Origin of the sequence: Marinomonas posidonica (assembly GCF_043643765.1) — a bacterium.
Classification (GTDB): Bacteria; Pseudomonadota; Gammaproteobacteria; order Pseudomonadales; family Marinomonadaceae; genus Marinomonas; species Marinomonas posidonica_A.
The window spans coordinates 17228-32338 of the sequence record NZ_JBHZSP010000019.1; the positions used below are offsets into that span (position 1 = coordinate 17228).

Below are 15111 nucleotides of genomic sequence, written 5' to 3' on the forward strand. Positions count from 1 at the left end.
CTATTTTTGCGTTTGCGTTTCAGATCAAATGGATCAAAACTATTTAAATCGCACCACTAACTCATGCATATCGTCTGCCACTCTTTGTAACAAACGAATGCTGTCGCTGGAGAGCTGCGATTTCTCAGAGCTTTGCTCAGCCAAATCAGAAATACGGACAACTTGACGATTAATGTCTTCAGACACTTGTGCTTGCTCTTCTACTGCGGCAGACATTTGAATCGACATATCAGTGATATTCGACACGGAAACCACAATTTCCTCAAAAGCCTGAGCCATTTCAACGATTTTTTGCAAACCTTGCTCGGCATCTAACTTGCCCTGATGAGCGACTTTTACCGAGCTTCCAGCACCCACTCTCAAAGTTTCAATGATCTTATGAATATCTTGAGTCGAGCCCTGTGTACGCATCGCCAGCTGACGAACCTCATCAGCAACCACCGCAAAGCCTCGACCATGCTCTCCAGCACGAGCCGCCTCAATCGCCGCATTAAGTGCTAGTAAATTTGTTTGCTCTGCAATTTGATCGATCACTTGAGCCACATCGGCAATTTTTTCCGAATGCTGAGCTAAGTCCTGAACCGTCGTACTGATCTCATTCACTGTTTCACTGAGGTCTTGAATTGAAGCTTGTGCATCCGTAATGATCACCTGACCAGATTGCGCAGAATGAAGCGAGGATTTCGCACTGTCGGCCGTCACTTGAACATGATGCGCCACATCATTAATGGTTGATGTCATTTCTTGCATAGCGGCAGCCACATCTTGCGTTTCATGTTGTTGACTCACCATGCCTTTGGTCGTTTCCATAGTGAAAGAAAGCCCGACTCTCGATTGTTCAGAGACTTTAGATGACTCATCTTCAAAGCGTGTTAGCACCGCATCAATACGAGACATCAGACTCTTCGCTCCAACTTCCAGTTGAGCAATAGAAAGTACTTGATCTGAATAGGTCACGGCCGCTAAAGGATGCATAAAAGCAGTAGATAATCGGCTTTTTAGTTGTTTATTCAAATTGACTTGATAACGCCAAAATAAGACATTCGCTAGCAAACTGGCTAACAGCAACACGCCCAAACCAAGGTAAATATTTTGCAACGCAGACAATAGGGACGCAGCCACCAAAACTAGAGGCAAAAGAAGCTGCCACGATTGCCATATTCTAGGAACGACCTGCTTCCCTTGGCGAATTGCTTTATATTGCTTCTCCGCTCGTGCCACGTCTTCACGTTTCGGTAATGTTCGCACCGATTCATAACCAACGACCTTGCCATTCTCCGTCACTGGTGTGACATAGGCATCTACCCAGTAAAAATCGCCATTTTTACAACGATTTTTTACCAACCCCATCCAAGCCTTACCCTGTTTAAGGGTTTGCCACATCACCTCAAACGCCTCTTTCGGCATATCTGGGTGTCGAACTAAGTTATGGGGACTGCCAATCAGTTCTTCTTTATCAAAACCACTCACTTGAATAAAAGCATCATTACAATGAAGAATCGTACCTTTAAGATCTGTTGTGGAAACCAGTTTAACACTCGGATCAAAACTTCTTTCTTGATCCGTTACTGGGGTGTTGTTGCGCATAACATTATCCTTAATCAGTTTACAATTATTTCCTTCACCTTAGGCATACCCTAAGGCACAGCGAGGATATCAAATTCATAAACAATGAATTAAGAATTACTGTAGTAAGTTTTTATGTAGCCAGCGAGTAACGACAGGCAACAGATATGTAGGGATTTGTAATGCACCGGCTAAGGGTAAAAAGGCCGGTCCTAAAAGGACTCCTGCCACACTATAAGTTAGCAAGACATTACGATTCCCTGAGGTAATCGCCGCCGTTAACGCAATTTCTACTCCCTGTTTACGAAACACCATAAAGGTAGTCACGAAAAACGCCATGCACAATGCCACCGCAATGATGAAGTAGCGCAACGCCATCATAGGATCAGCATCAAACATCAAACGAAAGCTCCCCACTAACCCTAAAGGAAAAGCAAACACGAGCAATATGGTATAAGGAGAAATTTTCAACAAAACACGATTAAGCGGCTCTGTAGGGCAATAAGCATGCACTAAAAATGAGAACACCATAGGACCAAAAATAAAAATAAGAAGACGAGCAAAGTAACTGATCCAATCAAGCCCCAAGTCATTCAAAGGCGCACTCAATAACGCCACACTGACCGTAATAGGTAAGAGCAAGGTCGTTGCAATGGTCATGGCCATAGCTTCAATATTATCAAAGCCCAATGCTTTGACGATGGCCGGCGTAGCAAACAAAGAACCAGTCGCTGCGACAGCCAGTATCGCCAGCAACAAATCATTTGTTAATGAAAACACCCAACCTAAAAGCGTCGCCAACCCCATAAAAAAGAACGCGTGTAAAACAGCATATCGCCAAACACGAATCTGGCTCAATCGCTTCAGTAATTCGCTCTGTTTCATGCCAAGCAGTGTTAACGTCATTAAGCTAAATAACACCAGAGGTAAATAAGGAAAAACGGCCAGAGAGAGAGATGGGAAGACAAATCCTAATAAGGTAAACAAAAACATAAAAGGAAGAGAATGGCGAACCAAAAAGGACAACATGACGGCACCTTAGTTAGGCAGCCCTAGATAAAATTCGTCCGTAAGTGCGATTATTTTTCCGAGCCACAATATCGTTTATTATTTTCAGGCAATTCAGCCATTTCTAATGACCAGTCCTCACGAGCACGCTCGAACTCTTCACGTAGAGCAATCAACTCAGCACGCTTTTCAACCGGCCATCGACTTTCATTAGAACGCTGATTTACTCTCGGGAATAGTATCAGATTATCATTCATAAATTATCTCTATTAATGCATTGTCTGGATATCTATCGACACTCTATGGATAATCTTTAGAAAACGCAAACTCGACGTAGATGAGAATATTATGAAATGTTTAATCTCCCCAGCAAAAACTCTGGACCTAACCTCTAAACCAAGCTTTACGCTTTCTAGCTTGCCGCAACTCACGCAGGAGTCTCAAGTATTAATCAAGACATTGTCTAACTATTCTCCCGCTGATATCGCCAGCTTAATGAAACTCAGCGACAAACTGGCAACCCTCAACGTTGCACGCTACCAAGCATGGCAAGAAAACCACACCAGAGACAATAGCCGACCGGCTATTTATACCTTTATGGGCGATGTGTACACCGGCTTAGATGCCTACTCCCTAAGCGAAGAAGACATGCAGTATGCACAGCAAAACTTAAGGATTTTGAGTGGGTTATATGGCCTATTAAAGCCTCTTGATCTTATGCAGGCTTATCGTCTTGAAATGGGTACCAAACTCACTAATCCTCGTGGTTCTAATCTTTATCAGTTTTGGGGAGACATTATTGTCGACAAGCTTAACCAAGAACTGGATGAAAATGAGCTATTGGTTAACCTAGCATCCAATGAGTATTTTAAAGCCGTCAATAAGAAAAAACTGACTACGACACTGGTTAGCCCTAACTTCTTAGACGAGAAAAACGGTCAGTTTAAAGTCATCAGTTTCTACGCCAAAAAAGCACGAGGCTTAATGGCTCGATACTTAATTGAAAACCGCTGTCAGACATTAGAAGAGTTAAAAGCATTTGACCTGGTTGGCTATCGTTATGATGCTGATCGCTCAACCTCCGACATCCCTGTGTTTATCCGCCCGGAAAGCGCACAACCAAATAAGTAAACGTAGCAAGAAATGGACTCAGTGACACTTAAGACAAATTAAATAGCCTGAGTATCACTGAGAGGTCCTTATGAAGGATCAGGGCGAGACAAACACCCCATTGTCACACGGTCATTACCGCCAAAATCCTGAACACTTTGAACATCATGGAAACCCGCGGCAATCAACAAACCACGGACAGCTTCCGCTTGGTCATAGCCATGCTCAAACATAAGATGACCGTCTTGCTTCAAAAAGGTTGCGGCTTGTTCAATGATATGCTCAATATCGGACAAGCCATGGTTTTCAGCTACCAGCGCCGTCTTTGGCTCAAAACGTACATCGCCTTCAGACAAATGATGGTCCTCAGGGTCGATATAAGGTGGGTTTGATACAATCAAATCAAATTTACTCGATTCTGGTAACTGCTCAAACCAACAACTCTGCACAAAACGAGCATTGCTAATATGATGGCTGGCGGCATTTCGCTTAGCCAACGCTACCGCATCGGCAATCAGGTCTACCCCAAGCACCTCTGCATCACGACATTCCATCGCCAACGCCAAGGCGATCGCTCCAGTGCCCGTGCCTAAATCCAGTATTCTTTTACCTTTAGGAACATCCAATACCGCCAGTGCGGCTTCGACTAAACATTCTGTATCCGCTCGAGGAATTAACGTGCAAGGTGATACTTCTAGATCTAAGGTCCAAAATGCTTGCTTACCTAAAATATAGGCAATTGGCTCCCCCTGCTCTCGGCGCTTAAGAAGTACATCGAACTGAGCCTGCTCGCTATCCGTTAATATCTTTTCTGGCCAAGAGTAAAAGTAAGACGTTGCGACATTTAGCACTTGCGCCAATAATAATTGGGCATCAAGTAATGCAGTGTCAGACATAAAACGAAGGCGCTCTACAGCGCCTTGTAAGGATTCATCTATACGCATGGGCGAAATCAATGATCACCACTTAATGTAGCAAGTTGTTCTGCTTGGAACTCATTTACCAAAGGATTAATCAGAACATCCAAATCCCCTGTCACAATTTCGTCTAGCTTATACAAGGTCAAATTAATTCGATGATCGGTCACTCGACCTTGAGGGTAGTTGTAAGTTCGAATTCGTTCTGAACGGTCACCACTTCCCACCAAAGATTTACGTGCTTCGGATTGCTCGCTAGCAGCCTTTTCTTGCTCAGCAGCCAACAAACGAGACGCTAATAAAGACATGGCTTTAGCTCGGTTCTTATGTTGCGAACGCTCATCCTGACACTCCACCACAACACCGGTTGGAATGTGTGTAATACGAATCGCAGAATCAGTTTTGTTGACGTGCTGACCACCGGCACCGGATGCACGAAAGGTATCCACGCGTAAATCAGCCTTATTAATATCAATGCCTTCCACCTCATCCATTTCTGGCATGATGGCAACCGTACAGGCAGATGTGTGAATACGCCCCTGAGATTCGGTCGCTGGCACACGCTGTACACGGTGGGCTCCTGATTCAAACTTTAACTTAGAATAGGCACCGTCACCAACAATACGAGCAATGACCTCTTTATAGCCACCATGTTCGCCCTCACTGGCACTGACGATTTCAACTTTCCAACGCTGGGTTTCAGCGTAACGAGAATACATGCGGAACAAATCACCAGAGAAAATAGAGGCTTCATCACCACCTGTTCCAGCACGAACCTCAAGAAAAACGTTACGTGAGTCATTCGGGTCTTTTGGCAACAAGAGTTTTTGCAAAGTTAGCTGCAAAGCTTCTTGCTGCTCCTGACCAGCTTTCATTTCTTCTACACCCATTTCTTTGATGTCTGGGTCAGAGTCGGTCATCATCAGCTCAGCTTCTTCGATGTTTTCCACTACCTGCTGGTACTCATTAAAACACTGCACTACCGGCTCAAGTTCCGCGTACTCTTTTGAATAGGAGCGAAATAAATCTTGATCCATGATCACGTCGGCTTCACTCAATAAAGCAGCCAATTCCTCATAGCGTTCTGCCAAGCTTTCTAGTTTTAACTTAATCGATTCTTTCATTTTTAATTATCTTTTTCTTCATTAATGCCGAGCACATCTGCGGCAATGGTTAATGCTTCTTGGTCGGCTTCACTACCAGCCTCCCGTAAATAACGGGTCGGAGCATGAATCAGCTTGTTCATCAAACCATGAGCAAGTTTATTCATAACTTGCTCTGGGGATTGACCACTTTCTAAACTTTTTAAGGCCTTTTCTAACTCAGCCTGTTTGGTCATTTCAGCAGATTGGCGAAAGCTGACAATTAAGTCTGATACTTTTCTAGATTCCAACGTTTTACGATAAGACTCAACACCTTGCTCAATCAAAGCCTCAGCGGCTTTTGCGGCATCTTGCCGCGCCCTGACATTTTCTTCGATAACAGAATGCAGATCATCAACGGTATAAAGATAGGCGTCTTTAACGTCTTCAACTTCTGCTTCAATATCACGAGGGACCGCAATGTCCACCAGCAACATTGGCGAATGGCGTCGTTGAGCCGTGGCTCGTTCAACCATGCCTTTACCTATGATCGGCAACTGACTGGCGGTTGAGGAGATCACAATATCAGCCTGTGACAAATAGTCTCCAAGCTCACCCAGCATAATGGCTTCAGCATTCAACTCATTAGCAAGAGCTTCAGCTCTTGCTAGGGTGCGGTTAGCAACAATAATTCGCTTGACACCATTCTCTTTCAAATGACGCGCCACTAATTCGATGGTTTGTCCTGCACCAATCAGTAAAGCTGTGCTGCGTTGAATATCAGCAAAAATTCGTTGCGCTAGACTAACAGCCGCAAACGCAATCGACACAGGATTTTCACCAATGGCCGTATCGGTTCTGACTCGCTTTGCCACTGAGAAAGTACGCTGAAACAAGGACTCAAGCTCTGGTCCTATGCATGCGCCTTCTTGAGAAACAGCGTATGCTGATTTCACTTGTCCAAGGATCTGTGGCTCACCCAATATCAGAGAATCCAGTCCAGACGCCACTCGCATAATATGACGAACACTGTCATCCGCCACATGGGTATAGCAATATTGTTTCAGGTCAGCCAAGTCAATATTGTGATACTGCCCCAACCAGTCCACCACGTCTTGTGCTTTATCTGAATCTTCAACCGAACAATACAACTCGGTGCGATTACATGTCGACACAATAACGGCTTCCTGCGCTCGCTTCTCTGCCACCAGAGAAGACAACGCTTCAATCATTTTCTCCGGCGCAAACGCCACCCGCTCGCGTATCGAAACAGGAGCAGTTTTATGATTGACACCTACGGTAATTAGCGGCATTCAGGACTCTTCTCAAAAATCGAGATATTAAGATAACGACAGGACAATACCGTCTCTACATGACTCTTTACATAAAGAAGACACATTATACGAGAAATTCGCTTTTTTTCGCACCCCAAAAAGTCAATAAAAGTAATAGGATTAGTTTATAGTTAGCACAAGTGACCTGGCGACCACTGACATTCAAGTTCACCATGGATACTATTAAGTGGCTTAAAACGATATTGTTAAGGAATTTCATGCTATTCGGTTTTACCCCATCATCGGCTCAACGCTCAACGGCATCGTACACTCGAGCTAAGTGGTGGCTAGTGTCTTTCTGCTTACCCTTTTTGTTTGCTTGTAGCCAAACTCGCCTACCAGAAAGTAACGTGTTTCAAGAGACAGCTAATGACCAAACGCAACGCCATGAAGAAAGCCAAATCAGTGATTTACTCAAGGCCGAATTCACTCTACAACGAGAAGGCCCCAACAAAGCTTACGACAATTTTTACAGCATAGCCCAAGAATCAAAAGACCCTGCCTTCATTGAACGACTTGTTCGTATTGCCGTCGCGTCCAGAAACAAAGTCTACATCGAGCAAAGTGCCGACCTATGGCGCTCTGTTGAACCAACATCAGAACAAGCCTACTCACTCGCCATGCAAGTATATGCGCAAGGTGAACGACCAAATGACATCGCCAAGCTACTTGATACGGCAATGCTAAATCATGTTCCCTTACGTTTTTTCCCTCTATACCTTGAAGACAATGTACGTGACAGTCAGGTGATGGATACATTAGAAAGCGCCATCAAAATGGCGTCTCCTTTAACTCAAAAAAATCAGTTTATACGCTTGAGCCAAGCCCATTTGTGGCTACTATCAGGTCAATATGAACAAGCCCGTCAACAGGCAAACGCTCTTATAGAAGATCCAAGTACAGAAAAAAGTGAAGCCTTATACTTGATACTGGCGTACAGTGAAAAGAATCAAAATCAATTAGATAAAGCCATCTCAACACTCACAACGGCTAATCAGACCTATCCACAAAGCGTCAACATCCTAAGCCCATTATTAAACCTACTGGTCGAAAACGAACAAGCTCAGACAGCCATTAAACTGTTAGACAACACTTCACTCAGTGAAGACGACAAGCTTCAAGCCTGCCTAAACTTAGCTCGCACGCTACTCGAATACAAACAACCAGATTTAGCCTTTAATGTACTTAACGGGCTCCCGCAACAAAGAGCTTTCCGCAACCAAATATACTATTTGCAGGCCATTGCACTAGATGAATTAGGTCGTCATAACGATGCTATTGAAAGGATGAATCAAGTTCATGGAACGTTACAAAGCAGTGCCACCAACCAAATGGCTTTGTGGCTTTATGAGCAAGGCAGACAAAAAGACATTAATGATTTAGTACTCACTCGAACCAATCGTGAATACCTACCAGAACAAGTCACCACCATTAGTCAGCTTCACCAAGAAAAAGGCCAACCTATGCTGGCCTATGATCTGTTAACAAAAGCCGTCGACTTATTTCCAGAATCAGACGAATTACGTTATCAAAAGTCTTTGTTTGCCGAACATTTAGGCTATTGGGACATAACCCTTGAAGAACTCAACAATTTATTAGAAAAACACCCAAACAATGCTCAGTATCTAAACGCGCTGGGATATACCTTATTGACTCGTACCGACCAGCTAGATAAGGCGATGATCTATATCGAAAGAGCCTATGAACTCTCAGATGATGATCCAGCTATTATAGATAGCTTGGGATGGGGCATGTTTTTGAAGGGTGAATACGAGCAATCTTCCTATTACCTTGAAAAAGCTTGGTCCATTTTACAAGATGCCGAAATTGCGGCTCACTATGGTGAATCACTATGGCGACAACGTCATTATGATCAAGCTCTTAGCATTTGGAAAACGGCCTTACAACAGTCGCCGAACGCCACCATTTTATTAGACACCATCAAGCGCCTTTCACCGTCGCTGCTTGAAAACCACCAACAGGATGAAAATTCATGATGTACCGATTGACCAGCCTATTGGCCTTGAGTCTTGTTCTTGCTGCCTGTAGCACTCAACCACAAGGACCTATTGTGCCGCCGCCACAAAGCGTGAGTGCAATTAAGCAGTGGGAAACCGCTGGCCGAGTAGGCATACGCACCCCTGATGATGCCATTTCAGGTAACTTTAATTGGCACCATACTCCTACTACTTTCTCATTAAATATTGTCGGTCCATTTGGTCAAGGCGCAACCAAACTCAGTCAAAGCCAAGACAACAAAGTGACCTTAACGTATGAAGATAAAACCATTACGGGCCAAGACCCAAGTCAGCTACTTTACAACGAGTTAGGTTGGGATTTCCCGATTCAACAAGTGACATATTGGATTCGAGGAATGGCATCCCCAAACACAGACTCACATATTGAACTTGATGAGGAACAACGTCCTAAGTCGATCGAACAAGATGGCTGGCTGGTGAACTATACTCGCTTCACCGACGTGGACGGATTAGAACTGCCACAAAAAATCCAAGTCGCTAAACCGCCCTTCAAGGTCAACCTTATTATCAATCAATGGACCATTCAGTAATTACTATGCAATTACCCTCTCCTGCAAAACTTAATCTCTTTTTACACATCACAGGGCAAAGAGACGATGGCTACCATGAACTGCAAACTGTTTTTCAGTTCATCGATTTATGTGACACCTTAACGTTTCATCTAAACACACGCGATGACGTGGCAATCACTCCCGTTATATCGGAATTACCTGTTTTTGATAATTTGATCTACAAAGCCGCTCAACAGTTGCGTCCCTATCGCAAAAATTCCAAATGGGGTGCCGACATTCATCTAGAAAAATGCTTACCCATAGGCGGCGGTATCGGTGGTGGCAGTTCCAATGCAGCCACAACCTTGTTAGCGCTTAATGAATTGTGGAAATGCGGATTATCTCATCAACAGTTGGCTGACATTGGCGTCACATTAGGCGCTGATGTACCCATTTTTGTCATGGGGTTTGCGGCCTTCGCAGAAGGGATTGGTGAAAAGCTACAAGCGGTCCAACCACTGACTCCTTATTATTTGCTTTTAAAACCCAATTGCCATGTGACAACTGGTCAAATTTTTACCGATAAACATTTGACAAGAGACACCCCTCCCATCAAAATATCGCACGCCTTGAAGCTGGGTGGGCACAATGATTGCTTGGACGTAGTCAGAAAGCATAATCCCGAAGTTGATGAAGCGTATTTATGGCTGAAAAACCATGGCGATGCGAAATTAACCGGGACTGGAGCTTGCCTCTTTATAGCCTTTGATAATCAGCAGGATGCAGAGCGAGTAAAACGATTAATACCCTCAAAATGGCAAGCTTGGGTTTGTCGTGGGTGTAATCAATCTCCTACTCATGAAGCGCTAGACCAGTGGATAAAGCAATACAAAGACAAATAGTCGTTTTTTGTCAGGCCAGTCTATTACATCGCTATGAAAAACAAAGGGTATACACAGTGTCCAAGTTGATGGTTTTTACCGGTAATGCAAACCCTGAACTCGCTCGCAGGGTGGTACGCCGCCTGGGACTACCCATCGGTAACGCAACCGTTGGTAAGTTTAGCGACGGTGAGATTACGGTTGAGATCAATGAAAATGTACGAGGTAAAGACGTTTTTATCATTCAGTCTACCTGTGCACCTAGTAATGACAATCTCATGGAGCTGATTGTCATGGCAGATGCTTTGCGACGTGCCTCAGCAACACGTGTGACCGCTGTTATCCCATATTTTGGATACGCTCGCCAAGATCGTCGTGTACGTTCTGCAAGAGTGCCTATTACAGCAAAAGTGGTCGCCGACATGATTTCAGCTGTTGGCATCAATCGCGTACTGACTGTGGACTTGCACGCTGACCAAATTCAGGGTTTTTTTGATATCCCGGTAGACAACGTTTATGCAACGCCATTGCTGTTAGATGACCTGCAAAGACAAGGTCACGAAAACATCACAGTTGTCTCCCCTGATGTAGGTGGTGTGGTTCGAGCTCGTGCTTTTGCGAAATTGCTCGAAGATGCAGACTTGGCCATCATAGACAAACGTCGTCCACGTGCCAACGAAGCGCAGATCATGCACTTGATTGGTGACGTTGAGGGCAAGACTTGTGTCTTGGTCGATGATATGTGTGATACAGGTGGTACCTTGTGTGCTGCCGCCAAAGCACTTAAAGAACATGGCGCAGCAAAAGTATTAGCTTATTGTACTCACCCAGTATTATCGGGCAAAGCCATGGAAAACATTAAGAATTCTGTGCTTGATGAATTGGTTGTCACAGACACCATTCCATTAACACAAGAGGCGCTTAACTGCCCTCAAATTCGCCAACTGTCGATGTCTGACATTATGGCGGAGGCTGTTCGTCGTGTTTGCAACGAAGAGTCAATCAGTGCCATGTTTGGGGCCTAAAACCAAACATTTACGCTCGGAACGGGTCGCAGTTTTGGGCACAAACTTTGATTATTATTAGGAAAATATCATGTCATTATCTATTAATGCTGTAGCACGCTCTGAAGAAGGTAAAGGTGCGAGCCGCCGCCTTCGTAACCAAGGTCTAGTACCTGCTGTCATTTATGGTGGCGACGCTGAGCCAGCGTCTATCTCTCTAAAAGACAACGAACTTCTTAAAGCTGTTTCTACTCCTGGCTTTTTGACATCTGTTGTTGAAGTAAGCGTTGATGGCAACGCTCAAAAAGTACTTGTTAAAGCATTGCAACGCCACCCAGCAACAGGCAATGTTATGCACATGGACCTGCAGCGCGTACAAGAAGACACTGTGATCACAACCCGTGTTCCTCTAAGCTTCATTAATGCCGCTCAAAGCGACGGTGTTGCTAAGCAAGGTGGTCGTTTAACTATCGAAGCTAAGCTTGCTGAAGTTCGTTGCCTACCTGCAAATCTGCCAGAAGTATTGGAAGTCGATATTGCAAAAGGTCAACTTGGTGACATCTTCCACCTATCTGATGTTAGCGCTCCAGAAGGCGTTGAGTTGATTTCTTTGCTAAAAGGCGAAGATCACGACCAACCAATCGCTCGTATTGGTAAAGCTAAACGCTAAGCATTGAAGGCAGTATTGTGGCAGGTTTCAAATTATTAGTCGGCTTGGGAAACCCAGGCAGCGAATACGAGAATACTCGCCATAATGCTGGCGCTCAATGGATTGAGACACTGGCTCGTCAGAGCCAGTGTCTTCTTCGTTTAGAAAAGAAGTTTTTTGGCCAATTCGGAAAAGTTTCTATAGCTGGTGAAGAATGTTATTTATTGATTCCCACCACCTATATGAATTTAAGTGGCAAAGCGGTTCAAGCTGTCTGTCAATTTTATAAAATCCCTCCTGAAGAAGTCTTAGTCATTCATGACGAACTGGACATTCCACCCGGCTCAGTGAAGCTAAAAAAAGGTGGCGGTCATGGTGGCCATAATGGCTTAAAAGACATCATTGCAAAACTGGGCAATAACCGAGAGTTTGGGCGTTTACGAATTGGTATCGGGCACCCTGGCCATGCCAGTCAAGTAGCGAATTACGTACTTAAAAAAGCCGCACCGGTAGAATACGCTAAAATAGAACAAACCATTGACGAATCATTGCGCTATGTAAATGACATTGTTTCAGGCAATTTAAATGCCGTAATGAACCAACTGCATAGCTTCAAAGCATAAACACACATATATTAGGAATTTCATTATGGGCTTTAACTGCGGCATCGTAGGTCTACCTAACGTTGGTAAATCCACTCTATTTAATGCATTAACCAAAGCGGGCATTGGCGCTGAAAACTTCCCGTTCTGCACCATTGAACCCAATGCAGGTGTGGTCGCAATGCCTGACCCACGGCTCGACGCATTAGCTGACATTGTTAAACCGGAAAAAGTTCTGGCGACAACAATGGAATTTGTAGACATTGCCGGCCTAGTAGAAGGCGCTTCCAAAGGGGAAGGCCTAGGCAACAAGTTTCTTGCAAACATTCGTGAAACGGATGCCATCGCGCACGTTGTTCGTTGCTTTGAAGATGACAACGTTATTCACGTAGCCAATCACGTAAACCCGAAAGCCGATATTGAAGTCATCAACCTAGAGTTGATTTTCGCTGACCTAGAATCCATCGAAAAACAAATCGTCCGCACCGCAAAAAATGCCAAAAGTGGTAACAAAGATGCCATTGCTCATAAAGCCTTTTTAGAATCTGTTAAACAGCACTTGGAAGATGGCAAGCCAGTTCGCGTTATGGAACTGAGTGATGATCAGGCAAAAGAAATTAAACAACTTCACTTATTAACCACTAAACCCACCATGTACATTGCTAATGTGTCTGAAGATGGTTTTGAAAACAATCCACACCTTGACGTGGTCAAAGAAATAGCTGCTGCCGAAGGCGCTATGGTGGTACCAATTTGTAACCAGTTAGAAGCTGAAATCTCTGAGCTTGATGCCGAAGAGATGCAAGACTTCCTAGACGAAATGGGCATGAAAGAACCCGGCCTTGATCGTGTTATCCGTGCAGGCTACCAACTATTAGGCTTACAGACCTACTTCACAGCGGGTGTAAAGGAAGTTAGAGCTTGGACTGTAAAACAAGGTGCAACAGGGCCTCAAGCCGCTGGCGTGATCCATACGGACTTTGAGAAAGGCTTCATCCGTGCTGAAGTAGTTAGCTATGATGATTTCATTCAATATAAGGGTGAGAGCGGCGCAAAAGAAGCCGGCAAGTGGCGCCTAGAAGGTAAAGATTACATCGTAAAAGATGGCGACGTGATGCATTTCCGTTTTAATGTTTGATTAATTGGAAAACATTAAAGAAAACACTTGACCCATGAATGGGTTATATGAATAATATCGCGCCACAGAGACAGAGTATCTGTTTAAGTGTTTTGTTTCTGTGTTGTCTGTTGGGGTATAGCCAAGCGGTAAGGCAACGGGTTTTGATCCCGTCATGCGTTGGTTCGAATCCAGCTACCCCAGCCAACAGACAAACGGCTATGTAGCTCAGTTGGTTAGAGCACATCACTCATAATGATGGGGTCACTAGTTCGAATCTAGTCATAGCCACCAACTTTTTAATAGAGTATTGGGGTATAGCCAAGCGGTAAGGCAACGGGTTTTGATCCCGTCATGCGTTGGTTCGAATCCAGCTACCCCAGCCACTCTTATTTAAAAGGCTATGTAGCTCAGTTGGTTAGAGCACATCACTCATAATGATGGGGTCACTAGTTCGAATCTAGTCATAGCCACCAACTTTTTAATAGAGTATTGGGGTATAGCCAAGCGGTAAGGCAACGGGTTTTGATCCCGTCATGCGTTGGTTCGAATCCAGCTACCCCAGCCATATTTCTTACTCGAATACCCTCTCCTATACAAAGCATGCAATATTTTTACTGGATTTTACTCCACTAAAATTTATAATTAGCGTTAACCGTCTAACGAGATATGGATACTGATTATGAAATCTGCACTTTTACTTTCCACCGCTTTGCTAGCAAGCGCTGCACAAGCTGATGTTTTAGGACTGACGGCTGAAGCTGGCTCTTACGTGACAAATGACGGTGAAGACTTCAACTCATACTTTGGTGTGGCCGTTGAACACCCAATTCCAGTTATCCCTAACTTCCGCCTGCAAAGCCAAAGCCTTGAAGGCAAAGTGGGTAGCACAACAGTAGACACATCTTATAATGACTACACGCTTTATTACGAGTTTCTAGATGGCCTACTTTGGCTTGACCTAGACGCTGGTATCACACTGCGCAGCATTGATGGCTCTATCGGCTCAACGGATGTGAGTGATTCATACCCTCTAGGTTATGCATCGGCATACGTTACTTTCCCAGGCACTAGTCTATCTGTCGGCGCTGAATACAAAACTGGCGGTGGTAGCGATGCTGATATCACGGACACAACATTTAAAATCAAATATCAAGCTCTATACTTTGGCGGCCTAGAAGCGGGTTACCGTAAAGTTGAAGAAGACATTGATGATATTGATGGTTCTGCTTTTGACATCAAGTTTACTGGTGTCTTCATTGGCGCATTCCTCGACTTCTAATCCTGAAAACGACTTTAAACTAAGTCGCT

The 15111-nt window shown here is 44.3% G+C and carries 15 protein-coding genes and 5 tRNA genes; 14 read left to right on the plus strand and 6 right to left on the minus strand.

The annotated features are described in order from the left end of the window. Positions 1 to 39 precede the first annotated feature (39 nt). The 3 genes from ACHUFM_RS17210 to ACHUFM_RS17220 all read right to left on the minus strand — a co-directional run bounded on the left by ACHUFM_RS17210 (position 40) and on the right by ACHUFM_RS17220 (position 2831). Positions 40 to 1587: a methyl-accepting chemotaxis protein gene (locus ACHUFM_RS17210; protein ID WP_394183809.1), complete on the minus strand. Its 1548-nt coding sequence runs from the start codon at positions 1585 to 1587 to the stop codon at positions 40 to 42. Positions 1588 to 1683: 96 nt separating this feature from the next. Further along, positions 1684 to 2595, minus strand: a complete 912-nt coding sequence (locus ACHUFM_RS17215; RefSeq protein ID WP_394183811.1) for a hypothetical protein — start codon at positions 2593 to 2595, stop codon at positions 1684 to 1686. Between the two features lie 50 nt (positions 2596 to 2645). Beyond that, positions 2646 to 2831, minus strand: coding sequence for a hypothetical protein (locus tag ACHUFM_RS17220; protein ID WP_394183813.1), 186 nt, complete (start codon positions 2829 to 2831; stop codon positions 2646 to 2648). 91 nt (positions 2832 to 2922) lie between these two features. Here ACHUFM_RS17220 and yaaA point away from each other — a divergent pair, with 91 nt between their 5' ends. Further along, a complete protein-coding gene (gene yaaA / locus ACHUFM_RS17225; RefSeq protein ID WP_394183815.1) occupies positions 2923 to 3705 on the plus strand; it encodes a peroxide stress protein YaaA in 783 nt (260 codons plus the stop codon). A 68-nt stretch (positions 3706 to 3773) separates the two neighbouring features. On the opposite strand, the gene prmC is transcribed toward yaaA, so the two are convergent. From prmC to hemA, 3 genes are read right to left on the minus strand one after another with little or no spacing between them, the layout of a single operon-like run. Then, positions 3774 to 4628, minus strand: coding sequence for a peptide chain release factor N(5)-glutamine methyltransferase (gene prmC, locus ACHUFM_RS17230; RefSeq protein ID WP_394183817.1), 855 nt, complete (start codon positions 4626 to 4628; stop codon positions 3774 to 3776). A gap of 8 nt (positions 4629 to 4636) precedes the next feature. Beyond that, complete coding sequence (prfA, locus tag ACHUFM_RS17235) at positions 4637 to 5725, minus strand: peptide chain release factor 1 (protein ID WP_063334406.1); 1089 nt, start codon at positions 5723 to 5725, stop codon at positions 4637 to 4639. 2 nt (positions 5726 to 5727) lie between these two features. Continuing rightward, positions 5728 to 6996: a glutamyl-tRNA reductase gene (gene hemA, locus ACHUFM_RS17240; protein WP_394183820.1), complete on the minus strand. Its 1269-nt coding sequence runs from the start codon at positions 6994 to 6996 to the stop codon at positions 5728 to 5730. 239 nt (positions 6997 to 7235) lie between these two features. Between hemA and ACHUFM_RS17245 the strand changes: the two genes are divergently transcribed. From ACHUFM_RS17245 to ACHUFM_RS17305, 13 genes are all read left to right on the plus strand, one after another. Further along, entirely contained in the window at positions 7236 to 9014 is a 1779-nt protein-coding gene (locus tag ACHUFM_RS17245; protein WP_394183822.1) for a tetratricopeptide repeat protein, read from the plus strand. Continuing rightward, positions 9011 to 9586, plus strand: a complete 576-nt coding sequence (gene lolB / locus ACHUFM_RS17250) for a lipoprotein insertase outer membrane protein LolB (RefSeq protein ID WP_394183824.1) — start codon at positions 9011 to 9013, stop codon at positions 9584 to 9586. Before ACHUFM_RS17245 ends, lolB begins: the two co-directional genes overlap by 4 nt. Positions 9587 to 9591: 5 nt before the next feature. Further along, complete coding sequence (gene ispE / locus ACHUFM_RS17255) at positions 9592 to 10449, plus strand: 4-(cytidine 5'-diphospho)-2-C-methyl-D-erythritol kinase (protein ID WP_394183825.1); 858 nt, start codon at positions 9592 to 9594, stop codon at positions 10447 to 10449. 56 nt (positions 10450 to 10505) lie between these two features. Next, positions 10506 to 11453 (plus strand): ribose-phosphate diphosphokinase, encoded by a 948-nt coding sequence (locus tag ACHUFM_RS17260; protein WP_394183827.1) that lies wholly within the window; start codon positions 10506 to 10508, stop codon positions 11451 to 11453. Between the two features lie 70 nt (positions 11454 to 11523). Beyond that, on the plus strand, positions 11524 to 12102 hold the full coding sequence (locus ACHUFM_RS17265; RefSeq protein WP_394183829.1) for a 50S ribosomal protein L25/general stress protein Ctc: 579 nt from the start codon (positions 11524 to 11526) through the stop codon (positions 12100 to 12102). A 17-nt stretch (positions 12103 to 12119) separates the two neighbouring features. Continuing rightward, entirely contained in the window at positions 12120 to 12704 is a 585-nt protein-coding gene (gene pth, locus ACHUFM_RS17270; RefSeq protein WP_113875869.1) for an aminoacyl-tRNA hydrolase, read from the plus strand. A 25-nt stretch (positions 12705 to 12729) separates the two neighbouring features. Beyond that, positions 12730 to 13821: a redox-regulated ATPase YchF gene (gene ychF, locus ACHUFM_RS17275; protein WP_394183830.1), complete on the plus strand. Its 1092-nt coding sequence runs from the start codon at positions 12730 to 12732 to the stop codon at positions 13819 to 13821. 111 nt (positions 13822 to 13932) lie between these two features. Further along, positions 13933 to 14007 (plus strand) — tRNA-Gln (locus ACHUFM_RS17280). A gap of 10 nt (positions 14008 to 14017) precedes the next feature. Continuing rightward, positions 14018 to 14094: transfer RNA gene (locus tag ACHUFM_RS17285), tRNA-Met, on the plus strand. Between the two features lie 17 nt (positions 14095 to 14111). Beyond that, positions 14112 to 14186, plus strand: a tRNA-Gln gene (locus tag ACHUFM_RS17290). Positions 14187 to 14199: 13 nt separating this feature from the next. Further along, positions 14200 to 14276 (plus strand) — tRNA-Met (locus ACHUFM_RS17295). 17 nt (positions 14277 to 14293) lie between these two features. After that, positions 14294 to 14368 (plus strand) — tRNA-Gln (locus ACHUFM_RS17300). A gap of 114 nt (positions 14369 to 14482) precedes the next feature. Next, complete coding sequence (locus ACHUFM_RS17305) at positions 14483 to 15082, plus strand: TIGR04219 family outer membrane beta-barrel protein (protein WP_063334415.1); 600 nt, start codon at positions 14483 to 14485, stop codon at positions 15080 to 15082. The last annotated feature ends 29 nt before the right edge of the window (positions 15083 to 15111 follow it).

Bases quoted from the DNA above. Each gene is read 5' to 3' on its own strand.
- prfA (WP_063334406.1), bottom strand. From the start codon at position 5,725: ATGAAAGAATCGATTAAGTTAAAACTAGAAAGCTTGGCAGAACGCTAT.
- ACHUFM_RS17220 (WP_394183813.1), bottom strand. From the start codon at position 2,831: ATGAATGATAATCTGATACTATTCCCGAGAGTAAATCAGCGTTCTAAT.
- yaaA (WP_394183815.1), top strand. From the start codon at position 2,923: ATGAAATGTTTAATCTCCCCAGCAAAAACTCTGGACCTAACCTCTAAA.
- ychF (WP_394183830.1), top strand. From the start codon at position 12,730: ATGGGCTTTAACTGCGGCATCGTAGGTCTACCTAACGTTGGTAAATCC.
- ispE (WP_394183825.1), top strand. From the start codon at position 9,592: ATGCAATTACCCTCTCCTGCAAAACTTAATCTCTTTTTACACATCACA.
- ACHUFM_RS17215 (WP_394183811.1), bottom strand. From the start codon at position 2,595: ATGTTGTCCTTTTTGGTTCGCCATTCTCTTCCTTTTATGTTTTTGTTT.
- lolB (WP_394183824.1), top strand. From the start codon at position 9,011: ATGATGTACCGATTGACCAGCCTATTGGCCTTGAGTCTTGTTCTTGCT.
- ACHUFM_RS17305 (WP_063334415.1), top strand. From the start codon at position 14,483: ATGAAATCTGCACTTTTACTTTCCACCGCTTTGCTAGCAAGCGCTGCA.
- prmC (WP_394183817.1), bottom strand. From the start codon at position 4,628: ATGCGTATAGATGAATCCTTACAAGGCGCTGTAGAGCGCCTTCGTTTT.
- hemA (WP_394183820.1), bottom strand. From the start codon at position 6,996: ATGCCGCTAATTACCGTAGGTGTCAATCATAAAACTGCTCCTGTTTCG.
- ACHUFM_RS17210 (WP_394183809.1), bottom strand. From the start codon at position 1,587: ATGCGCAACAACACCCCAGTAACGGATCAAGAAAGAAGTTTTGATCCG.
- ACHUFM_RS17265 (WP_394183829.1), top strand. From the start codon at position 11,524: ATGTCATTATCTATTAATGCTGTAGCACGCTCTGAAGAAGGTAAAGGT.
- ACHUFM_RS17245 (WP_394183822.1), top strand. From the start codon at position 7,236: ATGCTATTCGGTTTTACCCCATCATCGGCTCAACGCTCAACGGCATCG.